This window comes from Haladaptatus sp. DYF46, assembly GCF_021083305.1.
In the GTDB taxonomy this organism is placed as follows: Archaea; Halobacteriota; Halobacteria; order Halobacteriales; family Haladaptataceae; genus Haladaptatus.
Map to the genome: position 1 here is coordinate 118,994 of NZ_JAJFAY010000002.1, position 24,402 is coordinate 143,395.

General features: G+C 63.3%; 23 protein-coding genes and 1 tRNA gene. 7 read left to right on the forward strand and 17 right to left on the reverse strand.

Annotated elements, in window-relative coordinates; translation table 11 throughout:
* Nucleotides 1-7: 7 nt before the first annotated feature.
* The 10 genes from LJF34_RS11665 to LJF34_RS11710 all read right to left on the reverse strand — a co-directional run bounded on the left by LJF34_RS11665 (nt 8) and on the right by LJF34_RS11710 (nt 8,309).
* Nucleotides 8-418, reverse strand: coding sequence for a hypothetical protein (locus LJF34_RS11665; RefSeq protein WP_231185188.1), 411 nt, complete (start codon nt 416-418; stop codon nt 8-10).
* The gene (locus LJF34_RS11670) at nt 415-1,263 is read right to left on the reverse strand and encodes a hypothetical protein (RefSeq protein WP_231185189.1); all 849 of its coding nucleotides are present in this window, start codon (nt 1,261-1,263) and stop codon (nt 415-417) included. Before LJF34_RS11670 ends, LJF34_RS11665 begins: the two co-directional genes overlap by 4 nt.
* A gap of 128 nt (nt 1,264-1,391) precedes the next feature.
* Complete coding sequence (locus tag LJF34_RS11675; RefSeq protein ID WP_231186316.1) at nt 1,392-2,228, reverse strand: HTR-like protein; 837 nt, start codon at nt 2,226-2,228, stop codon at nt 1,392-1,394.
* An 11-nt stretch (nt 2,229-2,239) separates the two neighbouring features.
* Complete coding sequence (locus tag LJF34_RS11680; RefSeq protein ID WP_231185190.1) at nt 2,240-3,217, reverse strand: beta-ribofuranosylaminobenzene 5'-phosphate synthase family protein; 978 nt, start codon at nt 3,215-3,217, stop codon at nt 2,240-2,242.
* A gap of 80 nt (nt 3,218-3,297) precedes the next feature.
* Nucleotides 3,298-4,254, reverse strand: coding sequence for a hypothetical protein (locus tag LJF34_RS11685; RefSeq protein WP_231185191.1), 957 nt, complete (start codon nt 4,252-4,254; stop codon nt 3,298-3,300).
* Between the two features lie 361 nt (nt 4,255-4,615).
* Nucleotides 4,616-4,686 (reverse strand) — tRNA-Pro (locus LJF34_RS11690).
* 44 nt (nt 4,687-4,730) lie between these two features.
* The gene (locus LJF34_RS11695) at nt 4,731-5,837 is read right to left on the reverse strand and encodes a succinylglutamate desuccinylase/aspartoacylase family protein (RefSeq protein WP_231185192.1); all 1,107 of its coding nucleotides are present in this window, start codon (nt 5,835-5,837) and stop codon (nt 4,731-4,733) included.
* 67 nt (nt 5,838-5,904) lie between these two features.
* On the reverse strand, nt 5,905-6,777 hold the full coding sequence (locus LJF34_RS11700) for an RNA-guided pseudouridylation complex pseudouridine synthase subunit Cbf5 (protein ID WP_231185193.1): 873 nt from the start codon (nt 6,775-6,777) through the stop codon (nt 5,905-5,907).
* Complete coding sequence (gene cmk, locus LJF34_RS11705; RefSeq protein WP_231185194.1) at nt 6,777-7,355, reverse strand: (d)CMP kinase; 579 nt, start codon at nt 7,353-7,355, stop codon at nt 6,777-6,779. The genes LJF34_RS11700 and cmk overlap by 1 nt, the downstream gene beginning before the upstream one ends.
* 39 nt (nt 7,356-7,394) lie before the next feature.
* Nucleotides 7,395-8,309, reverse strand: coding sequence for a DUF106 domain-containing protein (locus tag LJF34_RS11710; protein ID WP_231185195.1), 915 nt, complete (start codon nt 8,307-8,309; stop codon nt 7,395-7,397).
* A 145-nt stretch (nt 8,310-8,454) separates the two neighbouring features.
* Between LJF34_RS11710 and LJF34_RS11715 the strand changes: the two genes are divergently transcribed.
* Complete coding sequence (locus LJF34_RS11715) at nt 8,455-8,799, forward strand: SHOCT domain-containing protein (RefSeq protein ID WP_231185196.1); 345 nt, start codon at nt 8,455-8,457, stop codon at nt 8,797-8,799.
* A gap of 7 nt (nt 8,800-8,806) precedes the next feature.
* Here LJF34_RS11715 and LJF34_RS11720 read toward each other — a convergent pair whose 3' ends face one another.
* Complete coding sequence (locus LJF34_RS11720) at nt 8,807-9,424, reverse strand: adenylate kinase (protein WP_231185197.1); 618 nt, start codon at nt 9,422-9,424, stop codon at nt 8,807-8,809.
* 86 nt (nt 9,425-9,510) lie between these two features.
* Here LJF34_RS11720 and LJF34_RS11725 point away from each other — a divergent pair, with 86 nt between their 5' ends.
* The 3 genes from LJF34_RS11725 (at nt 9,511) to LJF34_RS11735 (ending at nt 12,832) form a co-directional block, all read left to right on the forward strand.
* Nucleotides 9,511-9,984, forward strand: coding sequence for a hypothetical protein (locus LJF34_RS11725; protein ID WP_231185198.1), 474 nt, complete (start codon nt 9,511-9,513; stop codon nt 9,982-9,984).
* Nucleotides 9,985-10,142: 158 nt separating this feature from the next.
* Nucleotides 10,143-10,577: a universal stress protein gene (locus LJF34_RS11730; protein ID WP_231185199.1), complete on the forward strand. Its 435-nt coding sequence runs from the start codon at nt 10,143-10,145 to the stop codon at nt 10,575-10,577.
* A complete protein-coding gene (locus tag LJF34_RS11735; RefSeq protein WP_231185200.1) occupies nt 10,577-12,832 on the forward strand; it encodes an amino acid permease in 2,256 nt (751 codons plus the stop codon). The genes LJF34_RS11730 and LJF34_RS11735 overlap by 1 nt, the downstream gene beginning before the upstream one ends.
* 67 nt (nt 12,833-12,899) lie before the next feature.
* Here LJF34_RS11735 and LJF34_RS11740 read toward each other — a convergent pair whose 3' ends face one another.
* Together LJF34_RS11740 and trkA are read right to left on the reverse strand one after the other, a co-directional pair.
* The gene (locus LJF34_RS11740) at nt 12,900-14,498 is read right to left on the reverse strand and encodes a TrkH family potassium uptake protein (RefSeq protein ID WP_231185201.1); all 1,599 of its coding nucleotides are present in this window, start codon (nt 14,496-14,498) and stop codon (nt 12,900-12,902) included.
* Entirely contained in the window at nt 14,495-15,835 is a 1,341-nt protein-coding gene (gene trkA / locus LJF34_RS11745; RefSeq protein WP_231185202.1) for a Trk system potassium transporter TrkA, read from the reverse strand. Before trkA ends, LJF34_RS11740 begins: the two co-directional genes overlap by 4 nt.
* 289 nt (nt 15,836-16,124) lie before the next feature.
* Here trkA and LJF34_RS11750 point away from each other — a divergent pair, with 289 nt between their 5' ends.
* Nucleotides 16,125-17,153, forward strand: coding sequence for a bifunctional oligoribonuclease/PAP phosphatase NrnA (locus LJF34_RS11750; protein WP_231185203.1), 1,029 nt, complete (start codon nt 16,125-16,127; stop codon nt 17,151-17,153).
* A 19-nt stretch (nt 17,154-17,172) separates the two neighbouring features.
* On the opposite strand, the gene LJF34_RS11755 is transcribed toward LJF34_RS11750, so the two are convergent.
* From LJF34_RS11755 to LJF34_RS11765, 3 genes are all read right to left on the reverse strand, one after another.
* The gene (locus LJF34_RS11755; RefSeq protein ID WP_231185204.1) at nt 17,173-19,575 is read right to left on the reverse strand and encodes an amino acid permease; all 2,403 of its coding nucleotides are present in this window, start codon (nt 19,573-19,575) and stop codon (nt 17,173-17,175) included.
* A gap of 157 nt (nt 19,576-19,732) precedes the next feature.
* Entirely contained in the window at nt 19,733-19,939 is a 207-nt protein-coding gene (locus tag LJF34_RS11760; RefSeq protein WP_231185205.1) for a hypothetical protein, read from the reverse strand.
* Between the two features lie 120 nt (nt 19,940-20,059).
* Entirely contained in the window at nt 20,060-20,473 is a 414-nt protein-coding gene (locus tag LJF34_RS11765; RefSeq protein WP_231185206.1) for a hypothetical protein, read from the reverse strand.
* A gap of 165 nt (nt 20,474-20,638) precedes the next feature.
* On the opposite strand from LJF34_RS11765, the gene LJF34_RS11770 reads away from it, so the two are divergent.
* Nucleotides 20,639-21,607, forward strand: coding sequence for a succinylglutamate desuccinylase/aspartoacylase family protein (locus LJF34_RS11770; protein ID WP_231185207.1), 969 nt, complete (start codon nt 20,639-20,641; stop codon nt 21,605-21,607).
* Nucleotides 21,608-22,363: 756 nt separating this feature from the next.
* Here the strand turns inward: LJF34_RS11770 and LJF34_RS11775 are convergent.
* Nucleotides 22,364-23,329, reverse strand: a complete 966-nt coding sequence (locus LJF34_RS11775; RefSeq protein WP_231185208.1) for an mRNA 3'-end processing factor — start codon at nt 23,327-23,329, stop codon at nt 22,364-22,366.
* A gap of 165 nt (nt 23,330-23,494) precedes the next feature.
* On the opposite strand from LJF34_RS11775, the gene LJF34_RS11780 reads away from it, so the two are divergent.
* Entirely contained in the window at nt 23,495-24,298 is an 804-nt protein-coding gene (locus LJF34_RS11780) for an alpha/beta hydrolase (protein WP_231185209.1), read from the forward strand.
* The last annotated feature ends 104 nt before the right edge of the window (nt 24,299-24,402 follow it).

Genomic DNA, 24,402 nt, shown 5'->3' on the forward strand with positions numbered 1-24,402 from the left:
GCTGCGGTCATCCGTTCGCCGAGTCGAGATCGTCCACGTCCTCGTCCGCAACCATCGGGCAGTCCGCCACTCGAAAGTGTTCGACGTCGGGCATCGACAGGATATCCGTCCCCTCGTGGGTACACCTGAGATCCGGCGGGTTGCCGACGTGCGGACACCCGTGGCAGGTCGTCTTCGGGATCGTGCGAACGTCGCGGTCGTCCCATCCCGCCTCTCGGGGGACGCTCACGACCAGTTCGCCGCCGTCCTCGTTCAGCAGGTCGTCCCAGAGTTCGTCGGTGTCGACGTCTCCGACGTCCACCTCCTCGAAGGCGTCATCGACCCGTTCCGACTTCCGATTTCGACGTTCCTCGATGTCCGAGACGAGGCCGGAGAGCGGTTCGTCCGCTCCTTCCGGGTTCGGGGAACGGTCGTTCACTCCTCCGTCACCTCGGACAACAGGTCGGCAGCCTCGGGGTCGATGTCGACGTCCGGGTCGATGGTGTCGCCTTCCAGCGCCGGTGGACGACCGACGACGAGCCAGTTCGACCCGAAGAAGCCCTGCTTGGGTTCGATGTCCTCGAACGTCGCGCCGCAGTGCGGGCAGGACGGGTCGGTCAGCAGCGCGATGGTGACGGTCATCTCGCAGTCGCCACACTTGGCGCTCTCGATGCCGTTTCGGTTGGCCGTTCGTGCGAGTTCGGCGGTGGCGGCCCGCGTCGCGTTCACCGTGGCGAGCATGCGGGCTTGGTCGCGGACCGAGACGAGCGCACGCGCGAGGACGTCGAGTCGTCTGTCCAACTCGTCGGTCGTCTCGGCGAGATAGTCGAGGACCTCCTCGTAGTTCTCGAAGCCGGAATCGAGCCGTTTCCGGTTTTCCGTCACGCGTTCACGGAGGTGGTCCACTTCCTCCGCGACGTTCTCGACGCCACCCTCACCGTCCTCGTCGTTTTCGGCGTCCACCGCCTGCCGGAGTTCGTCCAGTTCGTCCCGCAGGTCCGAATGGTCGTGGTCCGCCGGGGCCTTCCCGTCCGTTTCGCGTTTTATCTGCACGACCCGCTCTCGGACGTCCGTCAGTTTTCGCATGAACTCCTCTCGGAATTCGTCCAGTTCGTCGAGTCCGTCATCCGCATCGTCCCCGTGGAGGGACCCGTGGGCTGCGAAAAGTTCGGAGAGGAGGCGCTGGCGGGAGACACCGAGTTCGTCGGCCGTTTCGGTCACCCACTGGGCAACCGACGTCGGCAACTCTACCGCTGGAACGTGGCTCGCGTCTTCGCTCTCCATTCGGTTGGATACCTACTTCTCACAGCGCTGACTTAACGTTTCGCCCTTCCCGGGGCGGAATTCCGAACGAAGTGGCGTCGTTTTGAGGATCGATACCGGCCGTCGAATTTGCACCGCGGGAGTCCGACCTACCGAATCTTTCGGACGTTGCTGATGTCCAACCCGTCGCTCCGTATCTCCGTTTCGAAGCGGACGATATTTTCCTCCTCTATGCGAGAGAGGACGCCGCGATACTCGCGGACGAACATGGTCCGCGCGCGTTCGTTGCCGCCGCTTTCCCACTCGAAACTGATGGTGCCGTCCGTCGCGCTCATCAGGGACCCCATCTGTCGCCCGGTCAGACTCTCCTGTGCGACGAGGACGAGTATCAGGCCGCCCCACGCTTTGGCCGCCTTCTTCATGCCTTTGAGGAGCATCAGCATCTGATTCCAGTCCACCTGCTCGTCGGGGAGCGCGGATAAGTCGGTCAGCGAATCGATGACGACGAGGTTCCCGGGTGCGTTCTTCGAGAGGTATTCCCCGAGCGCTTCGAGGATGCCACGACGCTCGTGACTGCTACCGAGGTCCGTGATGGTGCGGCGTTTTTGGACGTACCAGTCGTTGGGAATCGGACTCAGTTGGAAGTATTCGGCCGAAAGGTCCTCGAACGAGATGACCTCCGACGCCGGTGAGACGATCGACTCGTCGATGGTGTGCGTGAGTTCGCCGACGATTTCGGGTTCGTTGGCGGTAAACGAGACGTAATGAATCTCGTCGGGAAGCGACGAGCGCGAATCGACCGCCCCGTAGTGGAGTTCGAACAGGTCCGAATCGGCGTCGCCGAGGGCGTTGATGGTCGCGCTGGTGTACGCGAACTCGCGTGCGCCCGCCCCGGCGTCGCCGGCCAACAAGACGACGCTTCCGGGCGGGGACCCTCCGTCGATGAGGGAGTCGAACTGCGAGACGCCGAACGGGATGCGGTCCATGTCTTCCTCTCTCATTCCTGACGGTTACCGTTTACGCTCGCCCCGGCGTTGCGCGCCGACGTGAGCAACACGTCCCCACCGACGCCCGTGGAATCGAGCGCGTCGTGAGCGACTTCGACCGCTCGGTCGGCCATCTCCAGCGTCGTCACGCCGTACACCGCGGGTCCCCACGACGACTGCCCCGCGCCGAACACCGCCGGGGCGGACTCCATCGCGGTGACGAGTTTGCCGACGGGTGGTCGATAGACGCCGCCCTGCTCGTCGGCGTACCACGCCCCGTTTCGGCGGCCGATTTCCGCGACGGCGGACCCGAACCGCTCCGGGTCCGACTCCGCGATCGACGGAAGGACCCGCCGGAGAAGAATCGAGGAGATGTCTTCGGCGATGGTCGGGTCCGCCCGTTCGACCACGGAGCGCATGCTCGCGTCCTCGTCGGTGCCGTTTCGTCCCGGTTCGGCGTTCGGGAGGACGAGGACGAATCGCCAGTCCTCCGGGACATCGTGTCGGGAGACGACGGGCGGGACCGACCAGTCTCCTCGTTCGGGTCGGTCGGTGGTAAAACGCTCCGTGGGGTGTCCGGCATCGACGACGAAGCCGCCGCGTTCGAACGTCGAAACGCCGATACCGCTCCTCCCTGCCCTGTCGAGGGCGGGTGCATATTCACGAACGTCGGGGTCGGTGCCGTACGCGTGGGCGACGGCGGCGAAGACGGCCAGCGCGAGTTGCGTCCCGCTCCCGAGGCCGACGTGTCTCGGTAACGTCTCGTGGATTCGCACGTCAGCGCCGGGGACGGACAGCAGGTCCGTGGCCATGCTCGCGTACTCGCGCGCACACGAGTCGTCACAGCGAACCTCGCCCGCGGGCGTCGCCTCGACGGAGACGGTCGGCGAGGAAAGTGCGACTCCTAACCCACCGTACAGTCTCTCGTGGGCGAGCGAGAGGTTCTGAAAGCCGAAGTGGAGTCGACCGCCGACCGTCACCTGTGCCATATCTAACGGTCGGTAGAGAGCGGAATGGCGATTTCGGCAGTGGCAAATTACCGTGCCATTTCGAGAACACCTAAAACGAGCTATTCCATGTGGTCGAGGACGTACTCGGCCGCTCGGTCCGCGCCGTTTTCGTACTCGGGGGCCTCGGGCGGATGGCGCACCGCGCGGGTGACGTGGGGAATCGAGTGTTCGATCTGGAAGCCCCGGAGACCGCGGCGTTCGATGACCCGCGAAACGCCGTGCTGTTCGTCGGTGAACGGATAGATGATACACGGCGTCCCCGCCACGGCGGCCTCCATCACGGTCGAGTAACCCGAACAGACGACGACGTTCGCGGCCTGAATCCACGGGAGGAGGGACGGGACCGAATCCCATCCGTCGTGGCCGACGAGGGTCACGTTGTTGCCGTCCGCTTCCAGTTCGCGGGCGAGTTCCACGAAATTGGTCGTGTACGTGCTCGGGACGAGGAGGACGTCGACGTCGTCGGGAGCCTCCGCACCGTTGGCTTCGAGAGCGATGGGAGGGATGTGGACGACGCCCGGCGGGTCGCCACCGTCCGGCGGCCAGACGGCGGGGTAGAAGAACGCGTGGGACACCGAAACCTGATAGCGGTTGAGAATCCACGTGAACACCTCCTCGATGGCGGCGTCGTAGTAGGACGCGGCGTTGTGGGTGAGGACGTACAGCGGCGTGTCCGTGCAGTGGGCCGCCATCGCCGCGAACATGTCGTCCGTCACGAGGGCGGCGGGGTCCTCGCGGCGAAGCCACCGTACGAAGTCGAACACGCGCCGTCCGCTGTTCGGAACGCTCCGCGTCAACACGTCGAAGATCGACCCGCCCTGATAGTCGCCGATGTAATCGACCGTCGCCGGACGATAGACCTCGTATCCGTTGTGTTCGATGAACTGGGACCCCGGACCGCCGCCCGCGAGGACGACATCCGTCTCCGGCCCTTCCAATGCCTGTGCCACCGCGAGCATCCGGGTCGCGTGTCCCGCACCTTCCGGATAATGTGCGACAGCAACGGTCCGGCTCATGGCCAACTGTCTTCCCTGCCGTGGGAAGAATATTTGGATTTCCCGCTTCGGAAGAAAAACCGAGCGACGACGGTCGAAACGGAGGGGTTCGGTCGCGGTGCTACGAGTCGTTCACCGCTCGATATAGCTTTGCGACTCACGAAACAGTTCGTCGCAAAACAATGGGAGCAGGAAAGGCGAGCTTTTCTCGCCTTTCCTGCTCCCATCAAAGAGTGGGACCGCTGAGAGTCGAACACCGTCGTTTCGCTTCGCTTCACGACGAGCTTCGGACTCGCTACGCTCGTCCGACATCGCGCAACGCGCGATGCGACGCTCGGCGGTCGACTGATTTTCCTCCTCACGTACGTTCGTCGTAAAATCATGGGACCGCCGAGAGTCGAACTCGGGTCCTACGGACCCCATCCGCAGAGGATACCACTACCCCACGGTCCCGCTACGTTTCGAAGAAGGAGAGTGCCTATGTTAAGCCCTTCGTTTCATTCCTGCGAGCGGGGGACCACCAAGTCGCCGTCGTCCCGCACTGCGAGGCTCGTGACCGGGTCGTTTTCGTACGCCGCGACCCCGTGATAGCGTCCCACGACGTAGCCGTCGTGGTCCGTTTCGACCGTCGCCTTCGGTTCGCCGTGCGGCGTGACGATGTCCGCGATGACGTCGCCCCCCTCGAAGGTATCTCCAGCATCGACGCGATGGCGGACGATTCCGGCCGTCTCGGTGTGCGGGTGGACGGCGCGTTTGACGGGGAAGTCCACGGGCGCATCGAGGCCGGTTGGCTCCGGTTCGCCGGGGAGCATGTCGAGTTCGCGCATGACGTTCAACAGGCCGACGACACCCTTCTCGCGGGTGTTTTCCTCGACCACCTCGAAGCCGCCGAGTTCGACGGTGAACGCGGGAATTCCGGCGTTGTTCAGCGCCGCACCCGCCGTCGAGCGCTGGAGGTTCTGCTCCATGTACTCCTCGGCGGTGTACTCGTTGATGACCGGAAAGTCGTAGGCGTCCGCGAGTCGTTCGAGTTCGTCGGCGAGTTCGCGGGCTTCGTCCTCGTCGCGCTCGGTGCCTCGCGGCGTTGCCGCTCCGGTATCCGCGGAACGTCGTTCCGCGCTTCCATGTAGCACTCTGTCCCGAATCACGAACGGAATCGACCCGACCTGCGCGGTGTGGAGGTCCACGAGCGCGTCCGCCGAGTCTGCGAACGCCTCGAACACCCGTTCGTCGATGAGTTCCTGCACGCGCGGCGGGCGCGACCCGTCAGCGTCCGGGTCGGGGAAGTAGCGGTTCGGGTCGTCGCCGTGGTAGTAGGAGGTGCGCGTCGTTCGGCGCAAACCGGCGGGGTTCAGGTTCGGGAGACAGACTACCGTTCCGCGAATCTTCGACGCCAACTCCTCCCGCATGACGTCCTGTGCGGCGGCGAGGGCCGTCACCTCGTTGCCGTGAATCGACGCCGTAATCCAGAGCGTCGGGCCGTCTTCTTCACCCTCCGCGATGAGGACGGGGAGGCGCTCGGGCGTTCCTGTGGGAAGGTCGGTGACGTCCAACCACCCCGTGACGAGTTCGCCGGGGGACGATTCCGCGGTGCCGATTTGCATACCGAGAGGTGATTCGCCCGCGACAAAAAGGGGTGTGAACCGGCAGGCGAAAACGGAATTTCGAGGCTTAAACCAACACGCGTTCCAGTTCGACGACCGTCCCTTCCTCCGCATCCGCGTCCCCGACCATTCGGCCGAGACAGACCGCCGCGCCGTTCGGCGTGTGACAGGCGACGAGTTGGTCCTGCTCCGCTTCTTCGGCCTCGATGATGCCCGGCGCGTACACTTGTGCGCCCTGTGCCACCTGTTCGGCGGCGTTCGGCGCGATGGTCACGCTCGGGAGGTGGGTCAGCGCGGCCTCCGCGGGGCGGACGATTTCCCGAAGCCAATCATCCTCGTCCTCCTCGCGCCAGCGCGCCAATGCGTCCGAGAGGTCGTGTAAGGTCACGAGGTCGGTGTCGTCGAACGGGTCGGTCGCCGTCCGGCGGAGGTGGCCCATGTGCGCCCCGGTTCCGAGCGCGAGGCCGATGTCGTGACAGAGTTTTCGGATGTAGGTGCCACTCTCGCAGCGAATCCGGAGAAGGGCCTGTCGGTCCTGCACTTCCAGCACGTCCAAGTCGTAAACCTCGCGCACGCGAAGCTTCCGCGAGACGGCGCTCTTTCGGGGCGGTTTCTGATACAGCGGTGCCTCGAACTCGTCGACGATGGCCTCGATGTCGGCCGGAGCCGTCTCGTGCAGTTCGAGGACGGAGACGTACTCCTTCGACCCTTCGAGGAAGACCTGCGAGAGGCGGGTCGCCGCGCCGGTCAGCGTCGGCAGACACCCGGTGACTTTGGGGTCGAGGGTGCCCGCGTGGGCCGCCTGTTCGACTTCACAGAGGTCCCGCACCCACGCCGCGACCTGATGGGCCGACGGGCCGGGCGGTTTGTCGAGGTTGACCACCCCGAATTCGAGGAGTTCCGCGGGCGAACGCTCGGATGGTGGGCCGCGAAGCGTCATCAGAAATCGTATGAGACGCCGGTAATCGGGTACTTGCCCTCGTCGGAGTTCGGTTCGTAGTTCTCGACGGCGGTCGTCAGCATGGCGAGAACGTCGTCCGGGTTCCACCGCGCGGTGTTGATGCTCAGGTCGTAGATGGTGAGGTCGGTAATGTCGATATCGTAGTACTCGTCGTAGCGTTGGGCCTCACTGCCCGCTCGGGCGCGGGTTTCGGTCGCAGCCTGCTTTTGGGATTTCTCCTCGCGGTCCGCGATGCGGGCCGCGCGCACGTCGAGCGGCGCGTCGAGCCAGATTCGGAAATCGGCGTACTCCCCGGCGAGCCACCCGGCGAGCCGAGATTCGAGAACGACGTCGTCGTCCTGTGTGGCGACCTCGCGGAGTCGCTTGTCCAGTTCGCGGTCTATCCCCTCGTCCTCCTCGGCGAGTTTGTTGAATTCGAGCGGCGTCAAGTCGCGCTCGGCGGCGAGTTCGCGGAAGATGTCGCCGCCGCTCACGTGATCCAATCCGAACGCATCCGCGAGTCCGTGCGCAGTCGTACTCTTCCCACTCCCCGGTGGGCCTGAGACGGTCAATAACATATGTACCCTCGAACGGGCACCAAGAAAGAGGTTTTGAACTTACGTCGGCGTCGTCTGGATGTTCAGCGCCTTCCGGATGAGTTGCGTGAACGCCATCGAGCAGAGGAAGTACCAGATGATCCACGTCTGCATCGGGCCGATCGCGCCATGCGTCCATCCATAAGGCCCGCCGACGAGGGGGAGTACAACCTTGTTCGGAACGACCGCCGGCGTACCGTCGCCGATGCGCCAGTACATCCAGAGGAAGGCCGGGATGGTGATGAACATCGTCCAGACCATCGGGCGGAACTGCTCTTTGAACATGCCCGTCTGGTCGCCCATGGCTTCCATCTGTTCCTGTCGGATGCGCTCCATCGCCTGCTCGTCGCCCTTCTCCTTCGCTTCCTTCTGGCGCTTCTGGATGTCCTTCATCCGCTCCTGATACATGCCCATCTTCTCCATGTCCATCAGGTTGTCCTGCAGGAGCGTGGTGTACAGGCCAGTCAGCATGGCGACGATCATGATGACGACGTAGAACGGGAGCGCGGCGTCGATGGGACCGAGCACCACGTCGACGACTTGCCCGACGGCGGCGCGGATGTTGTTCTGGGAGTAGCCCAAGAACAGTCCGATGCTCGCCACCCCCGCGAGTTTATCCCATTTCGACCACGACGTGGTTTCGATGTCGTCCACGTCGCTCGACGAGGACGTCGTGCTCGACGTCGATGTGCCGGAATCATCGAGAGCGTCCGCGACCTCGTCCGGGTCCGCGAGTTCGAAGCCGTGGATGCCGTCCACGAGGATTCCCTTCTCTATCAGGCGACCCCACTGGCCGCTCGTGAGGTCGTCGTTGACGTCCCGCCACTCGACTTCGTCCGACCCTTCGTCGGTTTCCTCGTAGATGACCGAGAGGGCGTCGGCCATCGCCGGGTCCTCGGCGATGAGCGATTCTACTTTCTGCGCTGTCCGTGCCATTGTGGCACGTTTGGGATTCGGCGTTAATCAACCTTCGCCATCGACACGAGCGCGCGGCGAACGGACCCCACTGACGCGGGGAAACCGGCCGAGGGATGAACGGTTAGAGGATAAATTTTTTACCGTTGTCACGTAACCCGATGGCATGAGCGAACTGAGTGAAATACTCCCCGAAGACGACTTCTGGCGTGTGGTCGTACTGGGTGGGTTTGCCGTCTTCTTCACGGGTGTCATCGCGATCGTCGCCTCGGAAGCGTCCTATCTCCTCGGAATCGTGGCCGTTCTCGGATTCCTCGTGTGGTACCTTCGGGACGGCGGTGAAACGGTCGTCGAAAAGGAAGCGGAAGAAACCGAACTCGACGCCGTGGAAGTCCTCAGGGCCCGCTACGCGAACGGCGACATCGACGAAGCGGAGTTCGAAGGGCGACTCGACACGCTCCTCGAAACGGAAACAGCGGAATCGCGGGAAAAAGAACTCTCCTTCGAGTAGACCGCTTTCAGGCCTCGTCCTCGACCGTTTCCTTGATTTCGTTCCACACCTCGTCGGGCGTCTGCTCGCCGTCGATGCGGACGAGTTCGCCCGTGTCGTCGTAGTGGTCGATGACGGGTTCCGTGTTCTCGCGGTAGACGCGGAGGCGTTCGCGCACCGTCTCCTCGGTGTCGTCGTCGCGCTGGACGAGGCGTTCCTTTACCGCTTCGTCCTCGGCGGGGTTGTAATCGACGTGGTAGATGTCGCCCGTCTCGGGGTCGAGTCGGCGGCCGGTGAGGCGGCCGACGAGTTCGTCCTCGGCCACGTCGAGGTACAGAACGACGTCGAGGTCGGTGATGTCGTCCAGATACTCCGCCTGCGAGGGGTTTCGCGGGTAGCCGTCGAGGACGTAGCCGTCGGCCTCGGCGAGCGCGGCTTGAACGATTTCGTTGACGACGGCGTCGGGGACGAGTTCGCCCTCGTCCATGAAACTCGCGGGAGTTCCGTACTCCGTCTCCATGTGCTTGTTCGCGCGAAGCGCGTCGCCGGTCGTGACGTGTTCGACGTCGAATTCCTCGGCGATTCGTGCGCTCTGTGTCCCTTTCCCAGCACCGGGGGCACCCAAAATCAGGATGTTCGGGTTCATGCACTCACCTGCACCGTCTTCGCATAAAGGCTTACGGAAACCGAGCGGAGCATCCGGTTTTTGAGGGCCGAGGACGAACGACTGGTATGACCCGATTCAGCGCTTCGACCCCGACGGAACGACGGAAACTCGTCGTGGACGCCATCACCGCACACCGCGAGCGCGGAAGCCCGTTTTGCACGCTGACCGCCGACCCCGAAACGGCGTCCGAACCGGACTTCGATTCCGAATCGAAATCGGCGGCGTCGGGAGCGGACGACGGCAGCGACGCGGGCGACGAGGACGGGACGGAAGAGGAACTCCCGCCGTGGATTCAGTTCGGCGACCGGACGCTCAACCTCGACTGTACGGACGAGGAGTTGGAGGCGCTCAAGACGCTGGTTGGGGAGTTCCCCGCGTTCAAAATCGAGCAGCTACGGAGCCCCGAAGATGCGGACGGGACGAACGTGCGAATCAGCGCGAAAGCGGACGCGAACCGCATCGCGCAGTTCGTAGACCGGGCGTTCCGCGAGGTGTACGGCTGTTCCGAATCGGTGACGGTGTGGGCCGTCGAAGTGTGATGATGTGGCTGGTTCCGTAGTCGTTATCACGCTCCTCGGATATTACGGGGACGTATGACACATCGCCACGCCATTCGAGATACTCCCGATATCGAACACTGGACGGACGCGACGCGACGGTACACCCGACAGGTCATCGATACCGGATGGTACGTTACATGACGGGGCTGTTCGAACGAATCGTCCTCCCGGTTGCGAGCGAGGAGGATGCGGAGACGACCTGTGACGTGGCGCTCGACCGCGTCGCCGATGCCGACGGCCGCGTCGTCGCGGTTCACGTCGTCGAGAAGGGCGGCGGGGTTCCCGACAAGGCATCGGTCGAACAGCGCGAAGAACGGGCGGCGGACATATTTTCCGTCGTCACGGATCGCTGTGACGCCGCTGGAATCCCGGTCGAAACGAAACTCACCTACGGCACGAACGTCGCGGAGGCCATCTTCGACGCCGCGGACGACGTGGACGCGACGGCAATTGTGTTCTCGCCGCGGAGCGGCAGTCGGTGGATACAACTGCTCACGGGGGACGTGGCGCACACGCTCGTCACGGAGGCAAACCGACCGATAATCGTCCTTCCCGACACGGAGGCGAACTGATGGCGGACGAGGAACTCGCGAAGGACCTCGGACCGCTCGCCGCACTCACCATCGGCGTCGGAACCATGATCGGCGCGGGAATCTTCGTCCTACCGCGTCAAGCCTACCAAATAGCGGGTCCCGCAATCGCCCTCTCGTTCGTCGTTGGCGGCGTCATCTCGCTGTTCACCGCGCTTTCAGCGAGCGAACTCGGAACGGCGATGCCGAAGGCGGGTGGCAGTTACTACTACGTCAATCACGCTCTCGGTCCCCTGTTCGGTTCGATTGCGGGCATGGGTAACTGGATGGGATTGGCGTTCGCCTCCGCTTTCTACATGATCGGATTCGGGGACTTCGTCACCGCACTCGTCACGGTCCCGCCCATCGATCTCAATGTTATCAGGATCCCCGGAACACAAGTCGCCGCGTTTTTCGCAGGGATACTGTTCATCGGTATCAACTACGTCGGCGCAAAGGAAACCGGGCGACTGCAGAACGTCATCGTCATCATGCTGGTCGCCATCCTAACTGTATTCTCGATACTCGGGTTTCTGCAGGCCGATCTCTCTACGCTCAAACCGTTCGCACCGACGAAAGACGGGTACGGTGCGGTGCTCCCCGGGACCGCGCTGGTGTTCGTTTCCTTTCTCGGCTTCGCGAAGATCACGACCGTTGCGGAGGAGATCAAGAATCCCGGTCGGAACCTTCCCCTCGCCGTCGTCGGATCGGTCGTCATCGTCACGACGATGTACGCGATTCTGATGATTGTAATGGCGAGCGTGATAAACTGGACGGAACTCGCGGCCCCCGGTGCCGACCCGGTAGTCGAAGTCGCCGAAGTCGCGTTCGGGAATAGTCTCGGACTGGCTGGTGTCGGTGCCGGGCTTATCATTTTCGGCGGCCTGTTGGCGACCGCTTCCAGCGCGAACGCATCGATTTTAGCGTCCTCGCGCATCAACTTCGCGATGGGGCGTGACAAACTGATCACCGCGTGGCTCAACGACATCCACGACAAGTTCGCCACACCCTACCGCTCCATCGCGGTTACCGGCGTCATCATTCTCGTCCTCATCCTCATCGGGAACATCAAGACTCTCGCGAAGGCGGGGAGCGTACTTCACCTCATCGTCTACGGCCTGCTCAATCTCGCGCTTATCGTGATGCGGGAGGCCGATGTCGCGGAGTACGATCCCGCGTTCCGAGTACCGCTCTACCCGATAACGCCGATTCTCGGTGCGCTGTTCTCGTTCGCCCTCATCGCATTCATGAACCGCATCGAAATCGCGCTGGCCGTCCTGTTCGTCGTCTTTGGCATCGGCTGGTTCTTCGTCTACGCCCGGCCACGAACCGACAAACAGGGAGTACTGAGCAGATACATCCTCAGCCGACCGGACGATATGCCCGAACCGGCCGTCTCCGCGGCCACGTCCGTGAAACCGGACGGTGGCGACTACCGGGTGATGGTGCCGCTGGCCAACCCCGAACACGAGACGGACCTCATCTCGCTCGCAAGCGCCGTGGCGAGCCAACGCGGCGGAACGGTCGTCGCGACGCACATCGTCCAAGTGCCGGACCAGACGCCGCTGGCGAGCGGCGCGGAACACGTCGAGGAACTCGACGCCGAATCGGCGGACCTCCTCGAACGGGCGCGAAACGACGCCGAAACGTTCGGCGTTCCCGTCGAAACCCACACCATCCTCTCACACCGTTCGTTCGAGGAGATATTCGACGCGGCCCAGAGCCACGACGCGGACCTCGTGGTCATGGGATGGGGCGAGGACAGCCACGGGTCCCCCGGCAGGGCGGAGAGCGCCCTCGACGAACTGACGAACGGACTCCCGTGCGACGTCGTCGTCCTCCGCAATCGCGGGTTCGACCCCAGTCGCGTCCTCGTTCCCACCGCTGGCGGGCCGGACTCCGCACTCAGTGCGGCCATCGCACAGATGCTGCAAGCCGAATACGGCTCCGAACTCTCGCTCCTCCACGTCACGGACGAGTCGCGGGAGGCGGGCGAGGAGTTCCTCGCCGACTGGGCGACGGACCACGACATCAGGGACGCGAACCTCGTCGTCGTGGAAGAAGACGACGTTGAAGCGGCCATCGAACGCGCGGCGGCCGACTGCTCGCTGCTCGTCATCGGCGCGACGGAGGAAGGACTCCTCGCGCGCCTGTTCCGAGGGTCGCTCGCGCTCGACATCGTGGACGACGTGGACTGTTCCGTCCTGCTCGCGGAAAAGCAACGAAAACGCTCGGTTCGGGAACGTCTCCTCGGATAGCCGTCCCGCGATTTTGACGCTCGGGCGAGTTCCGTCCGTCGCCGGAAAATCGATTCCGGCGGAACGCCTACGACCGCCAGTACGCGCCGGTCAGCAGGACGAACACCGGGAATATTTCCAACCGTCCGACCCACATCAGGACGACCATGAGGAGTTTCGCACCGTTGGAGAAGGGCACGTAGTTGTTCATCGGACCGACGAGTTGGAACCCCGGTCCCACGTTCCCGAGCGTCGAAGCGATGGCGCTCATGGCTTCGAGCGTGGTGATTTGCGGTCCGGCCCGCTCGATGTCGAGGAAGAGGAGCAGCGTGGCGACGAGGAAGATGACCACGTAGAGGAGCGTGAAGGCGTAGATACCGCGGACAGCACGTTCGTCGAGAGCGCGTCCACCGAGTCGAACCGGGCGAACCGCCTCGGGGTGAACGTTCGTGAACAGTTCCCGGCGGAACGATTTCAGGATGACGAGCCAGCGGACGATTTTGATGGCACCGCCGGTCGAACCCGCACACCCGCCGATGAGCATCGCGGCCAGCATGAGGTACTGGGCGGAACTGTTCCACGTGTTGAAGTCCATGCTGGCATAGCCCGTCGTCGTGACGATGGAGATGAGTTGGAAGGTGGCGTGGCGAACCGACGATTCGATGTTCCCGGCGACGGCCGGCCCGCCCGGGACGGACACCAACCCCTGATGGGTGTACAGCAGGACGGACAGAATCGCCGAAAGGACGGCCAAGATGCCGACGTAAAAGCGGAACTCCACGTCCTCGAACAGGCGGCGCGGGTTTCCGTTCAGGACGTGCCAGAACAGCGCGAAGTTCGTCCCCGCGGCGATCATGAACGGAACGATGACCCACTGAACGATGGCGGAAAACGCCTCGATGCTCCGCGCCTCGGGGGAGAACCCGCCGGTCGCCATCGTCGTGAAGCCGTGGGCCACGGCGTTGTAGAACGTCATTCCGGGGGCGAGCGGCGTCCCGAGTGCCTTTCCGAGAACGTGGAGGCCGAACAGCAGAACGATTTCGAGCGCGGTGATGCCGAGGTAGGCCTTCCAGAGCGCCCGCGCCGTCTCCGCGATTCGCGGGGTGAGTTTCTGGATGCCGGGGCCGGGCGCTTCGGCGTCCATCAGCTGTGCGCCCCCGACGGACAGTTCCGGCAGAATCGCGACGGCGAGGACGACGATCCCCATCCCGCCGAGCCACTGGGTCAACTGCCGCCACATCAACAGCGCGCGGGAGTGCGTCTCGAAGGAGATGTCGCCCATCACCGTCGCGCCGGTCGTCGTGAACCCGCTCATGCTCTCGAACAGCGCGTTGACGGGGTGTGCGAGCGTGGACGGTCCCGACGTGATGGCGATGTACGGAAACCCGCTCAGCAACGAAACGCCGTTTCCGGCGATGACGTAGGGCAGTCCGCCGACGATGGACACCGCGAACCACGTCAGCGCGACCATCAGGAACCCCTCCCGCGCGCCGAGGTCGGGGTCCGGGTCGACGCGTTCGAGCGACCACCCGACGACGACGGCGACGGCGATGGTCGTGACGAACGTTCCGATGCCCTCACCGTAGTACAGGCCGACGAGCAACGGGAACACCAGCGGGACGGAGAGCCACTTCACGACTGTTCCGACGAGGCTGACGCTGGCCCGCCAGTCGATGCGAACGGTCATAGCGCGGCGCTCACCTCGGCGACCACGTCTCGATGGACGAACACCACGATGTGGTCCCCCTCCTTCACGGTCGTGTCGCCGCGCGGGACGATGAACTCGCCGTCCCGGGTTATCGCACCGATGACGACCCCGTCGGGGAGGTCGGCGACGCCCTCGCTGATGGGTCTATCGAGGAGGACGCTGTCGCCGTCGATTTCGATTTCGAGCACTTCCGCGCGGTCGTTCTCGATGAGCGCGATGTTCTCGGCGCGCTCCTCGCGGGTGAAGCGTGTTATCTCCTCCGCCGTGACCTCGCGCGGGTTTATGACCACGTCGATGCCCACCGTCTCGAACAGCGAGACGTACTCCGTGTTCTCGACGATGGCGATGGCCCGTTCCGCACCGAGTTGGCGAAGCAACAGGGATACGAGGAGGTTTTTCTCGTCGTTTTCCAGCGCCGCGACGACCACGTCGGCTTCGTCCACGTGTTCCCGCACCAGAAAGTCGGTATCCGTGGCGTCGCTCGCCATGACGACGGTCCCCGGCAACGCCTCGGCGAGCGTTCGGGCGCGGGTCGGGTTCTGCTCGATGAGTCGGGGGCTGAGGTCGCGGTTTTCGAGCAGTCGAGCGGTGTGGAAACCGATTTCGCTCCCGCCGATGACGACCACGTCCTTGTCCGTGTTGGATACCTCCTCGGGTGCGACTTCCATGGCGAACCGCTGGACGCTCTCCGGACTCCCGATGACGACCACCTTGTCGTCGGTCTGAATGACCGTCTCCCCGCGCGGGATGTCCACGTCGCCGTCGCGGATGAGGGCGGCGAAGGTGAGCGAGTCGAACCGGTCGGCCTGCCGAATCGTTTGGTTCGCCAGCGGACTGTCGCCCCGTACCTCAAACTCCGCCATCTGGACCTTTCCGCCGGCGAACGGGTCCACGTCGCGCGCCGCCGGAAGGCCGATGACGCGGACGATGTCCGACGCGGTCAGGAGGTTCGTACACACCAGAAAGTCGACGCCGAACGCGCCCGCTTTCGCGTTCTCCCACGTCTGGAGGTAATCGACCTTCTTCACCCGCGCGATGGTGAACGGGTCGTCCACGGTCTTCGCCGTCCCGCACACGACGAGGTTCGTCTCGTCGTCGTCGGTGCTGGCGATGACCATGTCAGCGCGTTCGATACCCGCGTCCCGTAACGTGTCGAGCGAGGTGCCGTCCCCCTGTATCGGGAGGACGTCGAGCGTGTACGTGAGCGATTCCACTCGTTCGCCGTCCCGGTCCACGACCACGACTTCGTGCGTATCGGAGAGGCTGGCCGCGATGGACGACCCGACTTCACCCGCGCCGACGATGACGATTCGCATACGTTCGTTCGTTTCTCGTGTGCCTCTCCACCGAGAAGGTGTCGTTCCGTTCCGCACGACGAGTTCCGGGACGGACCGAATCCCAAACGGCGACGAGGACGCCTACATCGTGTGTTTTCTCGCCGCCGCTTCGTTCGAAGGGGGAAGATACTACCCTGTTCGTCGACGGTAGGCCGACGCTGAAGCCACTACTGTCAAAAATATAATCAATAACAACTACGGTCCTCGTCCTCGATATCACGTTTCACGTTCTCGACCGCGCTGTACGGTCGTGAACACACGACGAACGATGTCTCTCGATACGCCCCACCTACAACCGACCGACCGATGCGATTCGTTGCTCTCCGTCCTCAGCGGTGCCGATTCGCTCGCGGTCGTCTGTCACAACAACCCGGACCCGGATAGCATCAGCAGCGCGCTCGCACTCGCCGCAATCGCGGAGTCCGCGGACGTCTCTCGAACCGACCTCTACTACGGCGGCGAGATTACCCACCAGCAAAACCGGGCCATGGTCAATCTGTTGGACGTGGACCTGCGCCCTTTTACCGACGAGTGCCTCGATTCGACCGACCTAATCGGGTTCGTTGACCACGCGGTTCCGGGACAGAACAACTGCGTCCCCGACGAACGCGTCCCCGACATCGTCATCGACCACCATCCGAACGAGGGCGTCGAAGGGACGCACGTCGACCACCGCGAACACGTCGGCGCGACGGCGTCCATGCTGACGGAGTATCTACAGGAACTGGACGTCGAACTCGACGCTCGATTGGCGACGGCCCTGCTGTTCGGGATTCGACGGGAGACGCTGGAGTTCACCCGGGGCGCGACGGAAGCGGAGTACACGAACGCCCGACGCCTACATCCGCACGCGGACGTGGACCTCCTCCGTCGACTCTCGGACTCGTTGTTCACCCACGAGACGCTCGATTCCATCGCCGACACGATTCAAAATCGGACCGTCCGCGGGTCGCACCTCGTTTCGCACGCGGGGCGAACCACCGAGCGGGACACGCTCCCGCAGGCGGCCGACTACCTCCTCAACCTCGAAGGCGTCTCGACGACCTTCGTCTTCGGCATCATCGACGAGACGGTGCATCTGAGCGCGCGAACCCGAAATCCGCGGATTCACGCCGGCGACCTCCTGATGACGGCCTTCGATGACATGGGAAGCGTCGGCGGGCATCAGGCGATGGCGGGCGGGGAGATTCCGCTCGGACTGTTCGGCACGCTCGATGACCGGGACGACGCGTTGGTCGAACTCGTGAGCGAAGTGCTGACCGAGCGGTTCTTCCAAGAGACGTCCTGTAACTCGTAAAACGAAAGGAGACCGTGGTCTAACGCAACCAGCGTGAAAGCCGGGACGTGATGCCGAGGTTGCGCTTCGCCATGATGATGGTGCTCTTGGAGCGCCATCCGACCTGTTCGGGAAGCGCACCGAAGACGAACTGTTGGAGCAGTCCCTCGCGGGTCGCGCCGATGATGGTCAGGTCGTGTTCGCCGGTTCGTTCGACGATGGTGTCGATGACGTCGTCGCCGGTCAACATCTCGGTCGTCACCGTCGTCCCGTCGCTGAACTCCGCCTTCGCATCGTCGAGTACCTTCCGCGAGTCCGTGCGCTCGCTCTCGCTCGCATCGGGGCTCACGACGTGAACGATTTCCACGGTGGCGTCGTTGGAGCGGGCGATGTTGTCCGCCACTTCGGTGGCGAGTTCGGCGTGCGGGCCACCCGCCGTCGGGACGAGGATGGATTCGACCTCACCCCCGTCCGGACCGATACGTTCGACCAACACGTCACAGTCTGCGTTCTGGACGACCCGGTCCACGTTGCTGCCGAGGACGATGTCACGGCGTTGGCTCTTGTGCTGGCCCTTCCAGCCCATGAGGACCGCGTCGCTGTCGTACTGTTCGACGGTGTTGAGGATGGCCTTCCCGACGTCGTGACCGATTCGAATCGTCCCGCTGACGGGGACGTCCCGGTCCTCGGAGATATCCATCGCCTCGTTCAGCACGTCCCGCTGGTCGTCGATGAACTTCCGGCCTTCGGACAGCGGCGTCTGCTGTGGGACAGTGACGATGCTCATAACGAGGATTTCGCCGTTCCGGTCCCGCGCGATGTTGGTCGCGGTCCGCATCAACTGCGGGGCGCTCTCGGGGTTGGCGATGGGGACGACGATCTGATTGTCCGCCTCCGAGGGGACGCGCTCGGTGACGACCGTCGGCGTCTCCTCCTCTAACTGTTCTGCCTCCTTCTGCTTGGAGTAGCCGTAGTAGACGCCCAGACCGATTATCATCCAGACCGCGGTGGTGATGAGCGCCACGAACCCGTGGGAGTTCTGTCCGGTGAGTCCCGGTTCCAGTCCGAGTTCGTAGATGAGGAACGGGGTGAGCAGGACCTGCAAGCCGATGCCGATGAGCGGCGGCCACGGCATGTACGGGACCTTGTAGGTGCGCGGCAGGTCGGGGTGCGTCTGGCGCATCCGGATGAGCGTCCAGTTCACCTGCACGAACAGCAGGATGAACATGATGTCTGCCGACGCCGCGACGCTCTCTATCGGCAGGATGATGGCCATCAGGATGATGAGGATGCCCGAGAGCAAAATCGCCCAGTAGGGCGTCCGCTTGTCGGGATGAATCCTGTCGAAGAACGCGGGAAGCGCTCGGTCACGCCCCATCGCGAACGAAACACGGCTAGAGGAGTAGACCGTCGCGTTCAGCGCGCTCATCGTCGCGGCGAGTCCGGCGAACAGCAGGAGGAACGCGCCGTACGGCACGAACTGCCCCGCCGCCTCGATGATGCCGAGTTCGCCGAGTCCGCCGAGGAGTTCCCACGTCGGGACGCTTGCCGCCGACCCGCTGGTGCCCGTGGCCTGACTGATGAGTTCGGCCGTCGGGGTGATGCCGCCGATGGCCGCGAACGCGACCAGCACGTAAATCGGGACGACGATGGCCATCGAGTAGAAGACCGCCTTGGGGACGTTCTTTCCGGGGTTGACGACCTCCTCGCCGGATTGAACGATGATCTCGTACCCTTCGAAGGCGATGTAGGTGAATCCCATCGCGCCGATGATACCGACGATACCGTGGGGCGCGAAACTCGGACTGTCGAGAAACTTCGCCGTCCAGTTCGGGTTGTTGAACGTCGTCGCCAGTCCGAACGCGACGAAGATGCCGAGAATGACGACCTTGATACCGGTCACGATGACGCCAGCCTTCCCGGTCTCCTCTGCACCGCGGAAGTTGATGTACGCGAACGCGATGACGACCAACGCCGCCAGACCCTTTTCGGCCATGATGGGCGTGATAAAGCCCAGGAGGGCGAACTCGTTCGAGAGGCCGAATCCGATTCGGAGGAACTCGACGAAGAAGGTCCCGAAGGTCACGGCATACAGCGCACAGGCGACGGCGTGGGCGAACCAACTCATCCACCCGGCGTAGAAGCCGTTCGGGTCGACGAGTGCCTCTTTCACCCAGAGATAGCCACCACCGGCCTCGGGGAACGCTGCGCCGAGTTCCGCGTACGAAACGGCGGTGAACATCGCGACGAACCCGTTGATAATGAACGCGACGGTCAGGGCAGGTCCGGCGATACCGGCCGCGAACCCCGTCAGGGCGAAAACACCCGCCCCGATCATCGCGCCGACACCGATAAAGGTGATGTCGAATAGACTCATGTCGCGGGAGAGTTCGGTTTCGACGGAACCGCTCTCCGCTTCCGCCTCTGTCGAACTATGGTCCATCGATATCACCTCGTATTCCAGTAAGGAAAGTTCTACCGCAATCGTTAGCAAACATTGTCATGAATGATTGTTACAAGAGGTATTTTAATCGTAAGAACCGGGCAGAGCCGTTTCAGCGCACGAAACAGCTTCCGTTCATCGTCACGACAGTCAGGCGCTACAGTTCCTCGTGAATCCAGTAATGGGCGATTTTGGACGCGTCGACCCAGTGGACTTCGTCGTCCGCGTCGATGCGAATGAACGGGTCGTCCTCGAACTCGACGTTGTGGGTGTGAAGTTCGAGTTCCTCGCCGCCGGCGAGTTTTATCATTATCTCTCCCTTCTCCTCCAAACCGTCTTCCAACCGCTCGTAGATGGATGTCATCGCGACTTTCTCCACCGAACTCAACGTCGGGCGCGTTCAAAAGATTTGTTGCCATTTTCCGGAATTATGGTCAGTTTCAGTCGGTTCAGCGCCTTTAGCGCACGAATATGACCGTTTCGATTACACGACGTCGTTGTCCCGAAGGAGGTCCGCGAGGACGTGGAAGTAGAGGAGGACGGCGGTGAAGACGGCGACCGGCGGCCAGAGGACGACCAAGATAGCAACGAGGACGCCGCCGATTGCGACGTGCGAGAGGATGCGCATGTGTTCCAGTTGCGCGTTGTCCACGTCCTCGAACACCCAATCTTGGTCGCCGAAGGCGTCGGTCGGGTTCGCCAGACACGCACGGAGGTGCCGCCAACTTCCCGTTTCGAGTCGCGTGAGAACGAAGTGGTCCAAGTCGATGAAGACGCTCAGCAGGACGCCGTAGACGAACAGGGCGGCCAAAATCGGCGGACCGAAAAGATTCGAAAGCGGAACGAGCAACAGAGCGGAGACGACCGCGCCGATGAGGAAGTGTTCCCGCGAATACATCGCTCGAATCGAGGCGGCGGCGGGGCTAAAAGATGGCGTCCTGTACTTTCACCGAATGGCGAACGTATTTATCTGTTCGCTCCATTTTCGTGCGAATAATTCCCACGGATTGCCGCCGACGAGGTTCGGTACGTTCATGGTGTTGCCATCGCAGTATTGCATCAAATGGAAGGACACACGGCGGAACGTGTCACGCTGGCTCGGCTTCCGTCGGGCGTCGAACTCGAAACGACCATCCACACCTACGACGGTGCCGAAGACGGTCCGACGCTCTACATTCAGGCGGCACAGCACGGGCGCGAAATCAACGGCAGCGAAGTGCTTCGCCGGTTTCACGAGGAACTCGACACGGAGCGCCTCGCCGGCCGAATCGTCGCGGTTCCCGTCGCCGACCCGCTCACGTTCGACCGGGTGTCGTACACGACACCCGAACAGCTAGACAGCATCAATCCGAACATGAACCGGGTCTGGCCCGGCGACGAGGAGGGAACGCTCCACGAGCGCATGGCGGCGACCTTGTGGGAGTTCGCAAGCGAGGCGGACGCCATCGTGGACCTTCACACGGGAAGTCGGAACATGATGACCCACGTCGTCTTCATGGAAGGGGACCGGGAGTCGCGAGATCTGGCCGAAGCGTTCGGGACCGACCTCCTCCTCTCCGAGGAGGCCGGCGACGACGCCGACGTGGAGTGGTCGGAGCGAAACTTCGGCGGCAAGTTCCGCGTCGCGGCCACGCGCGAAGGGATTCCGTCCATCACGCCGGAACTCGCGCACAACAAGGAAATCGTCGAGCAAGCCGTCGAAACCGGGTTGACCGGCGTCGTCAACGTCTGTCGCCATCTGGGAATGCTTCCGGCGTCGCTCATCGAAAACGGGGAGAAGGTGCTCGCACGCAACCACCTCGGCCGCGTCGATGCCGCCGATTCCGGGCTGTTCGTGGTCGAGTCGAATCACGAACTCGGCGACACCGTCGAGGCCGGAGAGCGCATCGGCACCCTGTACGACCCCGCGACGTACGAAGTTCGGCAGAACGTGGAAACCGACCGCGACGGCATCCTGTACGCACTCACTCGCGAATCGACCGTCTGCGGCGGCGGGAAACTGCTGAGCGTCGCGCTACTCCGCGAGGAGTGAGCGAGCGACGGCGATAGCTCCCCCAGTTTCGGAACGCGGGCCACCGCCACGCCGAGGATCCAGTTCGGACGAACCGGCGAGGAGATGCCGACGGCTTGGTCGTAGTACCCGTTCGCGTCCCCTTTGGTGATGAACCCCGCGTGCGGGGCCGGGCAGTTCCGCAGTTCGGCACAGTCGTCCGCACCCGCGAGATACGCCGGATCGCCCTCGTCGTACCAGTTCTCCCCCGCAGAGACCCAGAACCGCGCCCGGTGGAGGACGGGAATCGCCGACTGGTTTCCGTGGGGTCGATAGACGAGGACGTTGCCCGGACCGCCGAGCGTCTCGAACCCGTCCCGTTTTCCGTTTCGTGCGGAGACGACGCCGCTCCGGCTGTCGGGCGGCGTCACGCGGTTTTTGTCCATCACGACGACCACGTCTGACGTGTTGACGTGCGGCGACATGCTTCCGCTGATGACGGTGTACGCGGGTGGCCAGACGCCCAGCGTTGCGACGAAGAGCACGCTCACGACGAGAAGAAGTGCGACCGCGCTGGCGAGCAGTCGTCGGAGGCTGAACACGACACGGTGGGACGCGAACTACCAGCTTTGTTATCTCCCACCTGTGAAACAGAACGTGTCCCTTTCCGCCACATGCGCTGGGGAAAGTGGCGACAATACGGCCGATAGGTGTCACGATACGGCCGATAAGTATCGTTTCGGATACGACCCCGGAAGCGGAATGCGTCCACCGGAAATCGAACGCTACCCCTCGTAGTTACTCACTTCCGAAGTCGAGGAGCGACCGCTGATGACGCATCAACGGGCGGGCGTCGTATCCGAGCTTCTGGAGGTGTCCCGCGAACTCGTCGGCGAAGCCGTGCTGCGTGTAGACGACGTCGGGGTTCACCGCCTCCACGGTCGAGACGAGTTCGTCGAAATCGGAGTGGTCCGACAGCGGAAACGTCGCGTCGTACCCCCCGCGGTAGCGATACGAACTCCCGACCGCCCACCCGGAGAACCCGACCATCGACCCGTCGACGCGCTCGACGAGGTTCCGTACCCAGTCGGCCCGGGAGAGGTTCGACGGGAGCACGACGATTTCGTCGCCCGAAAGCCCGTCCGTCTCGAACGGTTCCGCGTCGAAGGTGATACCCGTCGTCGCCTCGATCGCTGCGTTCACCGTCCGAATCGCGTCGCTGACGACGAGCGGGCGATTCGTCGCCCGACGGGCCAGACGTTGGAGTTTCTGTGCGCGGCCGAGCGAGTAGCCGAACAGGAACAGCGGTTCGTCGTGGTCGGTCAGCCAATCACATATTTCGTCCTCCAGTTCCGCCTGCGACGGAAAGCGATATCGCGGGTCGCCGTAGGTCGTCTCCATCACCAGCACGTCGGCGGGGACGGGGTCGAACCCGTCGAGATACAGCCTGTCCCGCGTCGAAAAGTCCCCGGTGTACAGATACCGACGGTCGGCGTCTATGAGCGCCGCTCGCGACCCAACGACGTGGCCTGCCGGGAGGAGTTCGATACCCGGTACCGATTCGGTGAACTCGAATTCCGCGCCCGTCCGCGCCCGAACGAGCGCGGCGGTCTCGGCCGAACAGAGCACCGTCTCGGGGGTCCTCCGAAACGTGTGGTCGGCGTGGGCGTGGCTCACGAAGTTCACGTCGCCCACGGCGCTTCGGGAGTCCGCGACGATGGTTCTGTCAGTCTCGATGTGAATTCCGTCCCGCAGTCGAATCACACGTTTCGTTGGGACGCGACGGATTTGAACGCTCGGGCGCGTACTGGTCGGTCCGTGACGGGAGTAGTCGGGTGCAATCGACAGGGGGGTTCGATCCGAACTGGCACCGACCCATCGGTGCGGCTAACACGCTTAATAGCGTGCCAGTAGCAACCACGGTTTGCCATGACACGAGTAGAGACCGACGACGGAACAGAACTGTTCATTCGAGACGTGGGGGCCGGTGATCCCATCGTCCTCGTCCATGGGTGGCCGGTGGACCACCGAATGTTCGAGTACCAGTACGAAGGGTTGCTCGCTGCGGGCTACCGGTGTCTCGGGGTGGACCTACGCGGGTTCGGCAAATCGGATAAACCGTACGGCGATTACAGCTATGACCGCTTCGCCGACGACCTGAAGAGCGTGTTCGAAGCGTTCGATACCGAGAACGCGACGCTCGCCGGGTTCTCGATGGGAGGCGGGGTGGCGACGCACTACATGAGCCGCCACGACGAAGCTCACGTCGATAAGCTTGCCCTGATCAGCGCGGCGAGTCCGTGCCTCACGGAGAAATCCGACTTTCCGGAGGGGCTGTCCGACGACGACCTAAAGCCGTTTATCGAGGGAGTGCGGAACGATCGAGCGGCGATAAACGCCGAGTTCGGGGAGTTGTTGTTTCATACCCGTCCGAGCGACGGGATATTGAACTGGCTCTGGGGGCTCGGAATGGAGGCGTCGGGCTACGCGACGGCCAAATCGGGCGAATCGCTCCGAGACGAGGACCTCAGGGACGAACTGGTCGACATCACGGTGCCGACGAAGGTCTGTCACGGTGTCGAGGACGAAGTCTGTCCGTTCGAAATCACGGGCAAAGTGCTCGACGAAGGCATCGAGAACACGGACCTCGTTCGATTCGACGAATGCGGTCATGGGACGTTCTACGAGGAGAAGGAGAATCTCACCGACGAGATACTCGATATCGCCGGGTAGACCGCACGAATCACCCTGTTTTCACCCGCTTTACGGTTCCGAGATACGTTCCGGTACCTCCGTGACATGGGGTCGAAGCGTTGAAGGCCCCGTGAGGAACCACT